The 13,848-nt window shown below is 59.9% G+C and carries 13 protein-coding genes, 1 tRNA gene and 1 pseudogene; 10 read left to right on the forward strand and 5 right to left on the reverse strand.

The window, feature by feature from the left end; translation table 11 throughout:
• Window positions 1-411 precede the first annotated feature (411 nt).
• Window positions 412-939: a CPBP family intramembrane glutamic endopeptidase gene (locus tag HMPREF2743_RS04485; RefSeq protein WP_070525655.1), complete on the forward strand. Its 528-nt coding sequence runs from the start codon at window positions 412-414 to the stop codon at window positions 937-939.
• Window positions 940-1,065: 126 nt separating this feature from the next.
• On the opposite strand, the gene mgtE is transcribed toward HMPREF2743_RS04485, so the two are convergent.
• A complete protein-coding gene (mgtE, locus tag HMPREF2743_RS04490; protein ID WP_070525657.1) occupies window positions 1,066-2,430 on the reverse strand; it encodes a magnesium transporter in 1,365 nt (454 codons plus the stop codon).
• 85 nt (window positions 2,431-2,515) lie between these two features.
• On the opposite strand from mgtE, the gene HMPREF2743_RS04495 reads away from it, so the two are divergent.
• Complete coding sequence (locus tag HMPREF2743_RS04495; RefSeq protein WP_246818705.1) at window positions 2,516-3,418, forward strand: DUF2262 domain-containing protein; 903 nt, start codon at window positions 2,516-2,518, stop codon at window positions 3,416-3,418.
• Here HMPREF2743_RS04495 and crtI read toward each other — a convergent pair whose 3' ends face one another.
• Window positions 3,419-4,930 (reverse strand): phytoene desaturase family protein, encoded by a 1,512-nt coding sequence (gene crtI, locus HMPREF2743_RS04500; protein ID WP_070818261.1) that lies wholly within the window; start codon window positions 4,928-4,930, stop codon window positions 3,419-3,421. It lies immediately after the preceding gene.
• A 5-nt stretch (window positions 4,931-4,935) separates the two neighbouring features.
• A complete protein-coding gene (locus HMPREF2743_RS04505) occupies window positions 4,936-5,793 on the reverse strand; it encodes a phytoene/squalene synthase family protein (RefSeq protein WP_070525661.1) in 858 nt (285 codons plus the stop codon).
• Window positions 5,794-5,886: 93 nt separating this feature from the next.
• Here HMPREF2743_RS04505 and HMPREF2743_RS04510 point away from each other — a divergent pair, with 93 nt between their 5' ends.
• Both HMPREF2743_RS04510 and HMPREF2743_RS04515 read left to right on the forward strand, forming a co-directional pair.
• Window positions 5,887-6,627 carry an ABC transporter ATP-binding protein gene (locus tag HMPREF2743_RS04510; protein ID WP_010191300.1) on the forward strand — a complete coding sequence of 247 codons (741 nt, stop codon included), beginning with the start codon at window positions 5,887-5,889 and terminating at the stop codon, window positions 6,625-6,627.
• A 3-nt stretch (window positions 6,628-6,630) separates the two neighbouring features.
• Window positions 6,631-9,177: an ABC transporter permease gene (locus HMPREF2743_RS04515; protein ID WP_070818262.1), complete on the forward strand. Its 2,547-nt coding sequence runs from the start codon at window positions 6,631-6,633 to the stop codon at window positions 9,175-9,177.
• Window positions 9,178-9,202: 25 nt separating this feature from the next.
• On the opposite strand, the gene HMPREF2743_RS04520 is transcribed toward HMPREF2743_RS04515, so the two are convergent.
• Both HMPREF2743_RS04520 and HMPREF2743_RS04525 read right to left on the reverse strand, forming a co-directional pair.
• Window positions 9,203-9,562, reverse strand: coding sequence for a FluC/FEX family fluoride channel (locus tag HMPREF2743_RS04520; RefSeq protein WP_070446091.1), 360 nt, complete (start codon window positions 9,560-9,562; stop codon window positions 9,203-9,205).
• Window positions 9,559-9,876: a fluoride efflux transporter family protein gene (locus HMPREF2743_RS04525; RefSeq protein WP_070743540.1), complete on the reverse strand. Its 318-nt coding sequence runs from the start codon at window positions 9,874-9,876 to the stop codon at window positions 9,559-9,561. The genes HMPREF2743_RS04520 and HMPREF2743_RS04525 overlap by 4 nt, the downstream gene beginning before the upstream one ends.
• Window positions 9,877-9,959: 83 nt before the next feature.
• Here HMPREF2743_RS04525 and pgm point away from each other — a divergent pair, with 83 nt between their 5' ends.
• The 6 genes and pseudogenes from pgm to HMPREF2743_RS12360 all read left to right on the forward strand — a co-directional run.
• Complete coding sequence (pgm, locus tag HMPREF2743_RS04530; RefSeq protein WP_070525667.1) at window positions 9,960-11,576, forward strand: phosphoglucomutase (alpha-D-glucose-1,6-bisphosphate-dependent); 1,617 nt, start codon at window positions 9,960-9,962, stop codon at window positions 11,574-11,576.
• Between the two features lie 11 nt (window positions 11,577-11,587).
• Window positions 11,588-12,049, forward strand: coding sequence for a MauE/DoxX family redox-associated membrane protein (locus tag HMPREF2743_RS04535; protein ID WP_070525669.1), 462 nt, complete (start codon window positions 11,588-11,590; stop codon window positions 12,047-12,049).
• 17 nt (window positions 12,050-12,066) lie between these two features.
• Window positions 12,067-12,534 carry a MauE/DoxX family redox-associated membrane protein gene (locus HMPREF2743_RS04540; protein ID WP_070446099.1) on the forward strand — a complete coding sequence of 156 codons (468 nt, stop codon included), beginning with the start codon at window positions 12,067-12,069 and terminating at the stop codon, window positions 12,532-12,534.
• Window positions 12,535-12,592: 58 nt separating this feature from the next.
• A complete protein-coding gene (locus HMPREF2743_RS04545) occupies window positions 12,593-13,348 on the forward strand; it encodes a DsbA family protein (protein ID WP_070525671.1) in 756 nt (251 codons plus the stop codon).
• Window positions 13,349-13,437: 89 nt separating this feature from the next.
• Window positions 13,438-13,510 (forward strand) — tRNA-Ala (locus tag HMPREF2743_RS04550).
• A gap of 49 nt (window positions 13,511-13,559) precedes the next feature.
• A pseudogene (locus HMPREF2743_RS12360) lies at window positions 13,560-13,848 on the forward strand (fructosamine kinase); the annotation flags it as partial.

A 13,848-nucleotide genomic window follows, 5' to 3' on the forward strand; every position in this document is an offset into this window, starting at 1 on the left:
AGGTTGTGGGAGAGTAAGAAACCGCCGACATTAAACAACAAACAACAACTCAATACAACAAGCCCGTCACCTTTGAGCAACAACTCAACGGTGACGGGCTTCTCCGTCGTTTTGCCAGCATTACCGGCATGCGTTAACACGTCTGCACTTTCTGGTCCTGGACACGCGCACACTAGCCCATAGCGGCAATAGACCCCAATTGGGCCTAATCATGTTCACCTGAAAACGCTGATAAACAAGGCTCATACCCACCCGGGTAGCTGCCTAATTCCTAACTACTGCGAAAGGGCGATGGAAGTATGAGTTCCCCCACCTATGCTAGGGCGTCTTGTCGTCACACAGAATTGTAAACTGGGCACCGAGTTTTCTGGCTAAGTAGCCAACCCGGTCCGGGATTAGGGTACGGAGAAGATGTTTGAATTCCTTTTGTTTCTCGTTCCTTCAGTGCTTTATATCATTTTTCAGCGCAAGAGAATTGGGGTTTCTCAAGCTCGGGCAAATGTGGGTTGGCGATTGGGAAGTTGGCAAACAGTAGTACTAGGCATCATCCTTTTCCCCGTGCTGATTGGAATGGGATACGCTGGTATCCGTCTTGTATCGACGGCTAGTCTGGCCATACCGGGGGTGGTTCTGTCTCAAGGGGTAAGCCTTGCTGTCATTTTCAGGGCTATAGGCGAGGAAGTGTTTTTCCGAGGATTTGTTGGCGGCTTACTTTTTCGATCCTGGGGGTTCTGGGGTGGTAACACGCTCCAAGCGGGAGTTTTTCTTCTGCCTCATTTGATGTTGTTGAGCTTCGATGCGCAGTTGTGGCCCATACTTCCGGTTCAGTTTCTCTGCGGGTGGATCCTGGGAGTGGTGCGATACCGCTCGGGAAGCGTCATTGAATGCGCAATATTGCACGCTGCTATTAACCTTGCAATTGGACTGCTTGCGGGATAAGCGAAGGATTGTGCGCGGGCGCTCAGGGCGGTTAGTGGCTGTCAATTCGCACCAAAGATTGGGGAGCGTGCCTATTTGTCACGTAGCAGTCCTCGTACGGCTTCGCGGACACTCTTCTGTATCCAGTTAGATTCCTAAGACGGACTTTGCAATGAAGAAGTAGATGATCAAGCCCGTTGCATCACAGAAGGTAGAGATGAATGGGTTAGAGAAGACCGCAGGGTCCGCGCCAACAGTCTTAGCCACAATGGGCATGAGACCACCAACAGTCGCGGACATCGAACAAATGAGAAACAGCGTGGAGCCGATGACGAGGCCGATATCGAGGCCATAGATGACCGTCGCCAAGATAAGACCGGCCAGCCCCAGTACGGCGCCGAGCAACATTCCGACGCGCAATTCCCGCCACATGACTGCCAAGAGGTCGCGCGTGCGGACGTCGCCAAGCGCGAGCGCGCGGGTCACAGTAGTAGCTGCCTGGTTTCCTGTATTGCCGCCCGTGCCGGTGAGCAGAGGGATGAACAGAGACAGTACAACTGCCTTGGCCAAGGTGTCCTCGAAGGAATCGAGAACCCGCACGGTCAACAGAGCCGATACGGCGAGAACGAGCAGCCAGAGAATGCGGGAGCGGACGAGCTTGAGAAGGGGCGTCGACAAGTACGGCTGCTGGAGAGCTTCCGTACCGCCGGAACGAGCCGAGTCCTCGCTGTCCGCCTCTTCCATGATGTCCGTGGCATCGTCCCACGTAAGAAGACCGACGAGGCGGTGTGAATCATCCACAATCGGCAGCGCCAGCATGTCGAGTGGCAAGAACCAGCGGACGGTCTCCTCGGCGTCGGCAGTTGCGTATGCATACACCGGCTCTTTCATGATGTCCTCAATGAGGATGCCACGCTCAGCAGTGAAGAGTTCGCGCAGGCTAACGACGCCCACCAAGCGCCGGTCCTTGCGCGTTACAGGAACGGTATAGATGGTCTCTAGCTCATCGGCGTTGTCGCGGAGGGTGCGCAGGGCTTCTTCCATGCTCATTTCCGGGTGGATATCGGCCACCTCTGGCGACATACGACGCCCAACGGATCCCTTCGTGTATCCAAGGATCACTCCGGTCACGTCGCGCTGGGTCTGGGTCAGCGAGCGGAGGAGGCGATCCGCGATCTCGGCGGGCAGCTCATCCAAGAGCGCCACGCGGTCTTCGGGATCCAACTCGTCGAAGAATTCGTAGACATCGGCGTTGCCCAATTCGTCGATGATGTCCGCTTGGTGCTTTGCATCAAGCGCATCAAAGACCGCGATGGACTTTTCCCGCGGCAGCAGTCTCAATGCCAACGCAGCGCGGAGAGCGTTCTGGCGCTCCACAATTGCGATGAGTTCTTGACGGGGAACGTGGGCTAAGAGCTCCTGGAGGCGAGGGGCCTTTTTAGGATCGATGGCGTCTTCTTGCTTCAGCCACGCCTCTACGGTCTCGCTGGCCTGCTCAATAGTTTCTGCCATCGCTTCGCCTTTCCACTCGACGTCAACCTCCTCAGACTACGCTATGCAGCGCTGCACGGCCTTTTCGCAGATGTACTATTGCGGCATGCTTTCCCTCTACCGTGAATTTTCGGACCATGACGTTGTTAAAACGCTACTGAGCTTCGAAGAGGCAGAGTTTCTCTTCGTCGTGGCAGACACGCCGAAGAAGTCGGTGAGCGATGATCCCTACGCTGAGGATAAAACGCACATTCAGCTCATGAGCTTGCCTGGAGTTGCTTTAAAGTTGCTGCCAGAAGGAGAGCTGATTACTGGTGACATCGCCGTGCGCTATCCGCAGCTCTTCCAGACAGTCGCAGGAAAAACGCTGTGGGACCCGCGTGAAATTACAGAACTTGAGCCTTTCAGGGTGTTTCATGCTCGGGGTAGCCACCACTTCCACGAGAGGAGTAAAGAACACTATGTCGATATCTGGGAGATTCTTCCAGATGTAGCCGACGCAGCCATGGAGCAGCTCCTTGCTCGGATTGACGTTCCGGTAGAGCTTGATTCCACATTCGGCCCGTTAGTGCTCGACCGCCGTACAAATACATTCGAAGGCAGGGCAGAAGAACTCGGAGTTGATATCAGCATCGTGTATGAAGCGGAGGAGCTTCTTCTCGCGGAGAGTACGAATCTCAAGCGAAAATTCAAGGCACCCCTCACCGTGATCAACAAGGTCCTCAGTGCCGAGTTCCTCGATGAGGTCCAGGGCTTTGCTGCTGCAAAGGCCCTCCGAGCCGCCAACCGTTGGCGCCACGACGTCGCCTTGTCCGAGGGCAACAGCGTCCCGGCGCCGGAACTCACTACCAGCGACGTATACGCCAAACTCACTCCCGTTGCCGTCGAGGTTCCCCAACGTGGGACTCTCAGCGTGGAGTTTGATGATGGCTATCTTTTTGGCGGTCACCCTGTAACAGTGAAGGTAAGACGTAACGGTAGGCCTGCAGCCCTTGAGCTCGACGCTTAATTACTGTTCGCGCATCCGCGTGAGGACGTTGTGTGCAGAAATAAGGCACATCGGCACGCCCACGCCCGGCACCGTGGTGCCACCGACGTAGTACAGATTGGGCAGCTTACGGGATTGGTTCCGGCCCCGAAAAAATGCGGACTGGCGCAGCGTATGTGCAGGGCCCACGGCGCCGCCGGACCAGGAATTGTACTGCTCGGCAAAGTCGGCGGGGCCGAGCGTGCGCTTGACGACGACCCTGTCCTCCAGATCCTCAATCCCCAACCAAGCCCCTAGCTGCGCCACGGCGGCGCGGGCGATGGCGCCCACGCGGGGAGATTCCGCAGCGCCGTAGGCATCGCCATGGCCGTAGGATTCCTCTGCCGGAACGGGGACGAGGATGAAGAGATTCTCGTAGCCTTCCGGAGCTACGCCAGGATCCGTCGCGGATGTCTTGGATACGTAGATAGACTCCGAAGCTCCCAGTGGCCGCAACGGCTCAGGGCCGTGGTAGACGGCCCTAAAATCGGGGGTCCAGTCTGTGCTGAATAGCAGTGTATGGTGTGCCAGCTGCGGAAGGGCACCCTTCACGCCGAGGAAGACTAAGACAGTACCCAGACCAGGGTCACGGTGGGCAAAGTAGCGTTCCGGATACGTTTGCAGGTCCGTGGGAAGCAGCGCGGTTTCTGTGTGGTGTAAGTCGGCGGCGGAGACGATGGCATCGGCGGGGATCGTGCGGCCGTCGTCAAGCGTGACGCCCGTCGCGCGCCCGTGCGCGTGGTTGATTGCTACCACTGCCGTGCCAAGCTCGAAGGTGGCGCCGGCTGCCTGCCGGGCGATAGCGTCGACAACGGCCGCGAAGCCCCCTTGCGGATAGCGCACGCCCTCCACCAAGTCCGTGTGGCTCATCAAGGAGTACAGTGCCGGCGCGGCCTTCGGTTCGGTGGAGAGAAACACCGCGGGGTATGTCAACACCTGGCGCAGGCGGTAATCCTTAAACTGGGCGGCCACCAGCGCATCGAGCGAACGAGTCAGCAGCAGCGCGAGCGTGCCCAGTCGGGTGAGGACGTCTTTGCTGAGAAGCTGCGTGGGGTGGGAGAACGTGGTGTACAAAAAGCTGCTTAGCGCCACGGCATAGATATCGGAGGAGCGCGCTAAGTAGGCGCGCACGCGCTCGCCTGCGCCCGGCTCGAGGGATTCAAAAAGCTCTGCTACGTTCTCCACGCCCGTTTCTATATCTAGGGCCGCGCCATCTTCGTTGATAACACGGTAGGCAGGGGAGAGGTCTACTAGGTCCAGCTCGCGCTCGGTACTGGTGCCGCAGGCCCGAAAAAACTCATCGAAGGCCTCCGGCATGAGGTACCACGAGGGGCCGGTATCGAAACGGAAGCCATCCACAGCCAGGCTTCCCGCGCGCCCACCAACGCTGCGTTGCTTGTCGACGACCGTCACCCGCATCCCCTCCCGCAACAGCAAGGCTGCGGTGGCAAGTCCTGCAATACCAGCGCCGATGACAACAACATGTTTGCCCATGTTCTTTAACCCTTATTCCTTGCCGCGTGTGCTGCAGCGCGGCTGATGAGGACAGCTTTCCGCGCGGCGGGCACACTGACACGGGTAGTCATGATCTCGTGCGCAGGAGTGGTGTCGAGGAGATCCGTAAGCTCCGTGAAAAGAGCCGCCGCTGCGGCTACCCCCACCCTGGAGCTCAGAGGAAGCAGGTCCATGGCCGTGCGGGCATGGGCTAAGTCTTCGCGGATATCAGCAATGATGGCGGCCTTCGTTTCCTCATCGAGTTTGTCTGGCTCACGCAGCGTAGGAAAATAAGCGCGGCCCAGCTCCGTGGAGTCTTCATGCAGGTCCCGCAGAAAGTTGATCTTCTGAAACGCGGCACCCAGGCGCTCTGCTCCTTCTTCGACGCCAGCGGGCCGAGGAGCACCGGCATAAAAAGTATCCAGGCATAGCAGCCCAATGACTTCTGCAGAGCCCCGAACGTAGGTCTTAAAAGACTCCGCTGTGTGGGAGGTGCGCGTGAGATCGCAGCGCATGGAGGCAAAGAACTCTGCAATGTGTTCGTCCTGGAACCCGCAGCGCCGCGCGGAGAGCGCGTAGGCGTGGACGACCGGGTCGGCGTGAAAACGCTGGGACGGGGCGTTGCGGACGGTGGTTTCGTAGGCGTCGAGAAGCGCGGCCGCGTCGTGGGGATTGAGTCCCGCGTCGACGATTTCATCGGCCGTGCGCACCATGGCATATAAATTACGGATGTCCACGCGCACCCGCGGCTGAAGAAGCCGTGTGGCCAGGGAAAAACTGGTGGAGTAGTGGCGCATGATCTGAGCTGCAGCTGCTTCGGCACAGCGGTCATAATGCTCCAGAGCGGAAAGAGATGCGCGCATGGAGCATATTTTAGACCACACGCGTCACATAACTTACCCAGGGCAAGATAGGGTGGTGACGTTACTTTCCCCATCTATAAGGAGAACACGTCCATGACAACCCCAACGATGACTGCTGCGGCTCGTGCCGTCGACCTGTTCAAACAATACGGTCAGGGAGATACCGCAGTTACCGCGTTGGACCACGTCGACGTTGAGTTCGCGCGCAACACTTTTACCGCCATCATGGGCCCCTCGGGCTCCGGCAAGTCCACGCTCATGCATACGATGGCAGGGCTCGATTCAGCGACGTCCGGTTCGGCCTTCATCGGTGACACCGACATGTCGCAGCTCAGCGACAAGGATATTACGGCCCTGCGCCGCGACCGCCTGGGCTTCATCTTTCAGTCCTTCAACCTGGTGCCCACGCTGACCGCGGCAGAAAACATCACGCTGCCCACCGATATCGCTGGCAACAAGGTGGATAAAGAGTGGTTCGATGAGGTCACTTCCCGCCTGGGCTTGTCCGAGCGCTTGAATCACCGCCCAGCAGAGCTCTCCGGTGGCCAGCAGCAGCGCGTGGCCTGCGCGCGCGCCCTAGTTTCGCGCCCCGAGATCATCTTCGGCGATGAGCCGACCGGCAACCTGGATTCGAACTCCTCCGCCGAGGTACTCGACATTTTGCGCACCGCCGTGGATAAGGATGGTCAGACCGTCGTTATCGTCACGCACGATGCCAAGGCCGCCTCCTACGCAGACCGCGTGGTCTTTCTTGCTGATGGCCGCCTCGTGAATGAACTCACCAACCCAACCATGGAGTCCATCCACGCCGTGATGGCAGAAATCGAGGGCTAAAGCATGGCCACAAAGAACACCATGCGCACGGTGTCCGTGCGCAACATTCTCGCGCATAAGCTGCGCCTTGCCCTGACCTTGTTGGCGGTGGTGCTCGGCACCGCGTTCATCTCGGGTTCCTTCATGTTCACTAATTCGCTGTCGAGCACCTTCGACTCCGCTGTCTCGACTGCGTTTACCGGTGTGGACGCGGCCGTGAGCCAGAAAGAAGGCGGCCCCAACCTCGACCAAAAGATGCGCGATGACATCGCCGCCGACCCCGATGTGCGCGCGGTGAACATGCAAAGCAGCCAGACGGTCGTGGTGGCGAACAAGGACGCCGAGGCCTTTCAAACTGGTGGGGGCACCTCCAGCGTGCAGCCTTACTACCCGGAGGAGCAGTCCGTCGGTGAGCCCGCCACGCTTGTCGAAGGCTCCGAGCCGAACGGGACCGGCGAAGTCCTCATTAATGATTCCGCCGCCGAAGAGTTCGGTATCCACGTCGGCGATACCCTCCTCGTGGTCCACCCGGACCAGCGTGATGAGGTGAAGGTCGTGGGCGTCGTCAAGCCTGCAGTGGACCAAGGCCCCAGCCTGACCTTGCTCATGGGGCACGAGGCCTTCGTCGAGCGCTATGGCAATTCTGCCCAGTTGAAGGTCGCGGCGGCCGAGGGCGTCGACGCCGATGCCCTCGTGGAGCACCTCAATGAAACCTTCGAGGTTAAGGCGGAATCCGGCCAGAAGCTGGCCGATGAGTTGTCGGATCAGATTTCCTCTGCCCTGAAATTCGTCAACTACTTCCTCATCGCTTTCGGCCTCATTGCGCTGTTGGTGGGCACATTTATCATTGCGAATACCTTCTCAATGATTGTGGCCCAGCGCACCAAGGAGTTCGCGCTTCTGCGTGCACTCGGCGCCTCGCGTGGTCAGATTACGCGCTCGGTGGTGACGGAGGCCTTCATCGTGGGCCTCGTGGGTTCTGCCGTGGGCGTGGTCGCCGGCATGGGCCTGGTTGCGCTCATTAAGGCCGTCTTTGCCGCCAAGGACATGCCCATGGGCGGCGGTTTGGGTCTGAGCGTCAGCGCAGTGGTCGTGCCGTTGCTTTTGGGTGCCGTGGTCACCATCATTTCCGCGTGGGCGCCGGCGCGCCGGGCGGGTGCGGTGAAACCCGTGGAAGCCATGCGCTCCACCGAGTCCGCGGCTGGTTCCTCGTTGCTCGTGCGCAGCGTTCTGGGCGGGTTGCTGCTCGTTCTAGGCATCATCTTCGCGCTCGTTGGAGTGTTTATCGATGCCTCCACAGGCATCCGCGCCTCCCTCGTGGGCCTCGGTGCGCTCAACCTCATCCTTGGTTTCTTCCTCGCCGGCCCGGCCATCTCCCTGCCTATCGTTCCGGGGATCGGCCGCGTGGTTGGTGCGCCCTTTGGCGCGGTGGGCAAGCTGGCGTCGACGAACTCGGCGCGTAACCCGCGCCGAACCGCGGCTACCGCGTTCGCCCTCATGCTGGGGGTGGCGCTGGTGACCTCGATCGGCATGTTGGGCGCGACGATGAAGGCCTCGGTTGCCGATGCCGTCGAACAGGATGCCCGCGCAGACTTCTTGCTGTCCGGTCCGACGTCCGGAAGCTTCCCGACGCCGAACGAGACGGCGCAGCGTGCCCGCGATACTGAGGGCGCTGGCCAGGTCGTAGCGATGAGTACTGCGCCGCTACAGGTGGATGGCCAGGCTTCGATGAATTATGGCCCGGAGATGTTGATTAGCCAGGTCATCGATGGCAACGCCGATGACATGCTCAACCTGACTGTGGTGGACGGTGCCGTGAATACGGGCGAGGAGCCTGGCTTCATCGCCGAGGCTGGCTTGGCTGCGGAGCATGGTTGGGAAGTCGGTCAGTCTTATGAGATGGCCGGCCCGGATCCCTCCCGCACCGCGCAGGTGAAGCTCCTTGGCACGTATGAGCATTTTGAGATGCTTCCGGGTCTGGCCGTGTCCAAGTCTGCGGCAGAAGAGGTCGTTGACCCCGGTAGCCTTGACGTCACGGTGGTCTCCGTGAACGCGGAGGAAGGCTATGACAAGGAGAAGCTGCGCGCCAACCTGGAGAAGTCCGTCAAGGACTTCGTCGTGGTGCAGGTGCGCACCAGTGAGGAGTACGCCGGCGAGGCTGCCGGCATGATTGACCAGATGCTCACGATCCTCTATGCGCTGCTGGCCCTTGCCGTGGTCATCGCGGTCCTGGGCATTGTCAATACCCTCACGCTGGGCGTGATCGAACGCCGACAAGAAATCGGCATGCTGCGCGCGGTGGGCACCCAGCGCCGCCAGATTCGCACGATGATCACCGTGGAATCGGTACAGATTGCCCTCTTTGGTGCGCTCATGGGCATCCTCATGGGACTGGGGATGGGATGGTCCTTCATCTCCGTGCTGTCCGACGAAGGCCTCGATTCGGCGACGGTGCCGTGGCTGATGCTCGCGGTCATGTTCGTGGGCTCCGGAATCGTGGGTGTGCTGGCAGCGCTGTGGCCGGCGCAGCGCGCGGCGAAGACCCCGCCGTTGGACGCCATCGCTGACTAGTGCAGACAGGGGCGTGCTAGGTAGGTTAGGCGAGAAGCGAACCTACCCACGCCCCGCGCCAGGCCACCACGATTCCCAGGCCGATGGTCCAGAAGAGATAACGCGCCAAGCGCCACCAGCGCTTGGCTTTTATCATTTCTCCCAGTTCCTTGGCCAGCGTGGACCACGTGGATAGCCCGCCAGCGAGTCCGGCTGCTAGCAGGGGGAGAAAATACTCGGGGGTGTGGGCATGCGTGGCATAGCCGTAGGCCACGCCCGCCACGGCTGCGCCAATGAGGTTAGCGGCAAAGGTACACGTGGGGGAGGGCAGCACGCGGGTGAGCAGGTAGCGCCCGCAGCCGCCGACAAAGCCACCGGCGAGTACGGCCAGGATGGAGAGAATCATGCGTGCCTCCGATCCTGCAAGCGGTCACCCATGAGGTAGGCCCCGGTGCAGCCGACGACCGTCGCCAACACGTAGGCCCCTGCCTGCGCCGGGTCGAAGCCGGAGGTGAGAAAAGCAAAGGCAGCAAAGCTGGTGAAGCCGCCTAAGAAACCTGTGCCCCAGAATGCCGGGGGTTTGGCATAGCCCATAACAGCGCTGCCGAGAACGTTGATGAGCAGCAGCGGCAGAGCGCCACCCCCGAGAAGCGAAGAAAGGCCGAAGCGGGCCAGCGCCCCGAGCGCGGCCCCGCAGCCCACAAGAAGGATCTGTGGCATAGGCACCATCCTAATTGGGATGCGAAACCAGCGTGAAGCAGGCAAGCTTAGGGTGTATCCACATCCCCAAGGAGGAAACCACCATGGCACACGAGCGCGCCGGCCAACTAGCCCAGTCTTCCGATCTCATTGACATTGCAGAGCTAGTCACCGCGTATTACACCCGCACCCCCGACGCTGATAACCCCGACCAGCAGGTTTCCTTCGGCACCTCCGGGCACCGCGGCTCCGCTTTGGATACCGCCTTCAACGAGGCCCACATCTTGGCGATTACCCAGGCCATCGTGGATTACCGCGCTGAGCAGGGGACCACGGGTGCCATCTTCATCGGCCGCGATACCCACGCTTTGTCCGAGCCCGCCATGGTCTCCGCCCTCGAGGTTCTCCTTGCCAATGGGTTGGAGGTTCGTGTGGATGACCGCGGCCGCTACACCCCGACCCCGGCAGTCTCCCACGCCATCCTGACCAACCCGGGCACCGATGGCATCGTGATCACTCCCTCCCACAACCCGCCGCGTGATGGTGGTTTCAAGTACAACCCGCCGACGGGCGGCCCAGCAGACACGGATGCCACCGATTGGATTGCAGCCAAGGCCAACGACTACCTGCGCGCTGGGCTGGAGGGCGTCAAGCGCGTGCCGGTTGACGGCGTGCTCGATGAGCGCTGCGTCAAGCACAATTACCTCGACTCCTACGTGGCTGACCTAGCAAACGTGGTGGACATGGCGGCCATTAAAAAGGCCGGTGTGCGCATCGGCGCGGATCCGATGGGCGGCGCCTCGGTGGACTACTGGGCGGCCATCGCCGAGCACTACGGGCTCAACATGACGGTGGTAAATCCCGAGGTAGACGGCACCTTCCGCTTCATGACCCTGGATACTGACGGCAAGATCCGCATGGACTGCTCCTCCCCGGACGCTATGGCTTCGTTGGTGGAGAACCGCTCCAAGTACGACCTGGCTACGGGCAACGACGCGGATTCCGATCGCCATGGCATCGTCACCCCGGATGCGGGTCTGATGAACCCGAACCACTACCTGGCTGTGGCCATTGAGTACCTATTTAGCCACCGTCCCGAGTGGGGTGAGGCCGGGGTGGGCAAGACCTTGGTGTCTTCCTCCATGATCGATCGCGTCGTGGCCAGCCTGGGCCGTGAGCTCGTGGAGGTGCCGGTGGGCTTCAAGTGGTTCGTGCCGGGGCTTGTCGACGGCTCCCTAGGTTTCGGCGGCGAAGAATCCGCCGGTGCCTCCTTCTTGCGCTTCGACGGAACTGTGTGGTCCACCGATAAGGATGGCATCATCATGGATCTCTTGGCCGCCGAGATCCTGGCGGTGACGGGTAAAACCCCGTCCCAGCGCTACGCGGAGCTGGCAGAGAAGTACGGCGCACCGGCCTATGCGCGGACCGACGCGCCAGCTACCCGCGAGCAGAAGGCGATCCTGAAGAAGCTCTCTCCGGAGCAGGTCACGGCCACTGAGCTGGCGGGCGAGGAGATCGTCGCCAAGCTCACCGAAGCGCCGGGCAACGGCGCGGCGATCGGTGGCCTGAAGGTGACGACGGAAAACGCATGGTTCGCCGCGCGCCCGTCCGGCACGGAAGACAAGTACAAGATTTATGCCGAGAGCTTCCGTGGCGAAGAACACCTCAAGCAGGTCCAGGAAGAGGCGCAGGCGCTGGTGTCACAGGTTCTCGGAGCTTAGGCTAATGGTTTATGACAACCGCACAACGCACCTCGGTGCTTGACCTGTCCAGCGCACTCGCCCGATTCGGCATGGCCGCCGTGTGGATTATCGCCGGCATACAGAAACTGGACGCTCGGATGGAGATGGCACAGGCCATCCGGGCCTATGGCATCTTCACCCCGGAATGGTCTGAGTACTTGGCCTTCCTCATTGCGCCGCTTGAAATCGTTGGAGGGCTGCTGCTGTTGTTGGGCCTGTTCTTGAGGGAGGCGTCGGCAGTCGCTGCGGTGGTCCTGGTCCTGTTCATGGTGGGAATTTCTCAGGCGTGGGCGCGTGGGCTAGTCATCGATTGTGGGTGTTTTGGCTACGACCCCAACGACGTGAGCCAAGGCATGAACTACGCACTGACGCTGCTTCGCGACGCTTTCTTCCTCATCCTCACCGCGTGGACGATCTGGCGCCCGTATCGTCGTTACGCTCTCCACCCGTAACTTGTTAGGCTAATCCCGTGTTTAAAAACAAGATCAGCGCAACGCTTGTGCTGGACGTTATCAGTGCGTTTGCGCGATTTTATATGGCCTATGTGTGGATTAAAGCGGGAGCGTCGAAGCTGTCGGACCAGCTCGCGGTATCGCAAAGCATCAAGGCATATGAAATCTTTACCCCAGAGTGGTCCCACTATTTGTCCTATCTGATTGGCCCGCTTGAAGTGTGCGGCGGCCTGTTGCTCCTGTTGGGGCTGTTCCTTCGGCAATCGGCGTGGGTGGGGCAGATTGTCCTCGTTCTATTCATGATCGGCATCGCGCAGGCATGGGCGCGGGGACTCGGGATTGACTGCGGGTGTTTCTCCGTTAGCCCTGATGAGGACGCGCAAGTGATGAACTACATGATGACACTGCTGCGTGATGTCTTCTATTCTGTCTTAATGGTGTGGACGATCAAGCGTCCTTTCACCAAATTTGCATTGCACCCTTAACAACGGTGTGTAGGCTTTTCATCTGTTCGAACTTAAGTCATAAAGGCAAGGTTGTTTAATGAGTACAGTCAAAGACCCCAACTCCAAAGGCAATAGTGGATTCGTCTGGGGCCTCGCTGTTCTGCTGGTTATTATTGCCGTGGTCATCGGATACATCGTCTACCAAGGGCGAGGCGCACAGACCGATGCGCTGGGGGACTACGCGGCCGAGGATGTCTCCATGGAGATTTCCCTCGCGGACAATGCGGTAACCTTCAAGTCTGCGGATGCCGCAAAGGACGCAACCGAAGTAGAGCTGTACGAGGACTACTCCTGCCCACACTGTGGTGACCTGGCGAAGGAAACCGACGAGCAGATGAAGGATGCGATTGATGCGGGCGAGCTCGTCGTGCACGTGCGCACCCTCAACTTCCTCGACGGCAGCCCGAACGGCCTGGAGAGCATCAAGTCCAACACGGGCCACTCCTCCAAGGCCGCTGCTGCGATGGAACAGGTAGCAAAGACCGGTGACGCCACGCTCTACTGGAACCTGCGTAAGTACCTCATGGAGAACCAGTCCAAGGTGTACAACAAGTGGGAGATGGAAGACTTCGCTGCTGCCGCGAAGGAACTGGGCGCAGATGATGCCACGGTGAAGGCCATTGAGGAAGCCCCGGTTGGTGAAGGAAACCCGCTGGTGACCTCGAACTACGAAAAGCTTGAAAAGGAAACCGGCAGCGTATCCTCGCCGCGCATTATCAAGGACGGCAAGGACATTCCGGAGGATGACAAGACCTCCATCATGGAATGGGTCAACATCGTTACTGAGAAGTAAATTTAGCGCCCCAACTCGCGATTTGGTGAGTGAATGGGGAGCGGATATATTGATACGAGTTGCAATCTTAAAGGTTGCACCTCGTATGAGGGGCTATGGCGCAGTTGGTAGCGCACCACACTGGCAGTGTGGGGGTCACGGGTTCGAATCCCGTTAGCTCCACTATCGGCCGTCTCTTTCGCAGAGGCGGCCTTTTTCTATGCTGGGGAGCATGGATGTTTTCACCAAGTCAGTAGCACGAGCTGATCAAGCCGAGGCAGAGGCCGCGGGCCTGCGCTGGTTAGCAGCCGCAAGAAAGGACGTCGTGGTGGAAGTTGCGGGGCTGACAGGTTCGACGATTAGTACGCGTCGAGTAGCGCAGGCGCGACCGAGTGCTGCTGCAGCGCGGGCGTTTGGTGAAGCGTTGCGGCAGGTTCATCAGGCAGGCGCCCCAGCTTTCGGCGCACCGCCAGAGGGGTGGGAAGGCGCGAACGGACCTGACCCCTGTTTGGTAGACACCT

The organism is Corynebacterium sp. HMSC036D02, from assembly GCF_001836165.1.
Classification (GTDB): Bacteria; Actinomycetota; Actinomycetes; order Mycobacteriales; family Mycobacteriaceae; genus Corynebacterium.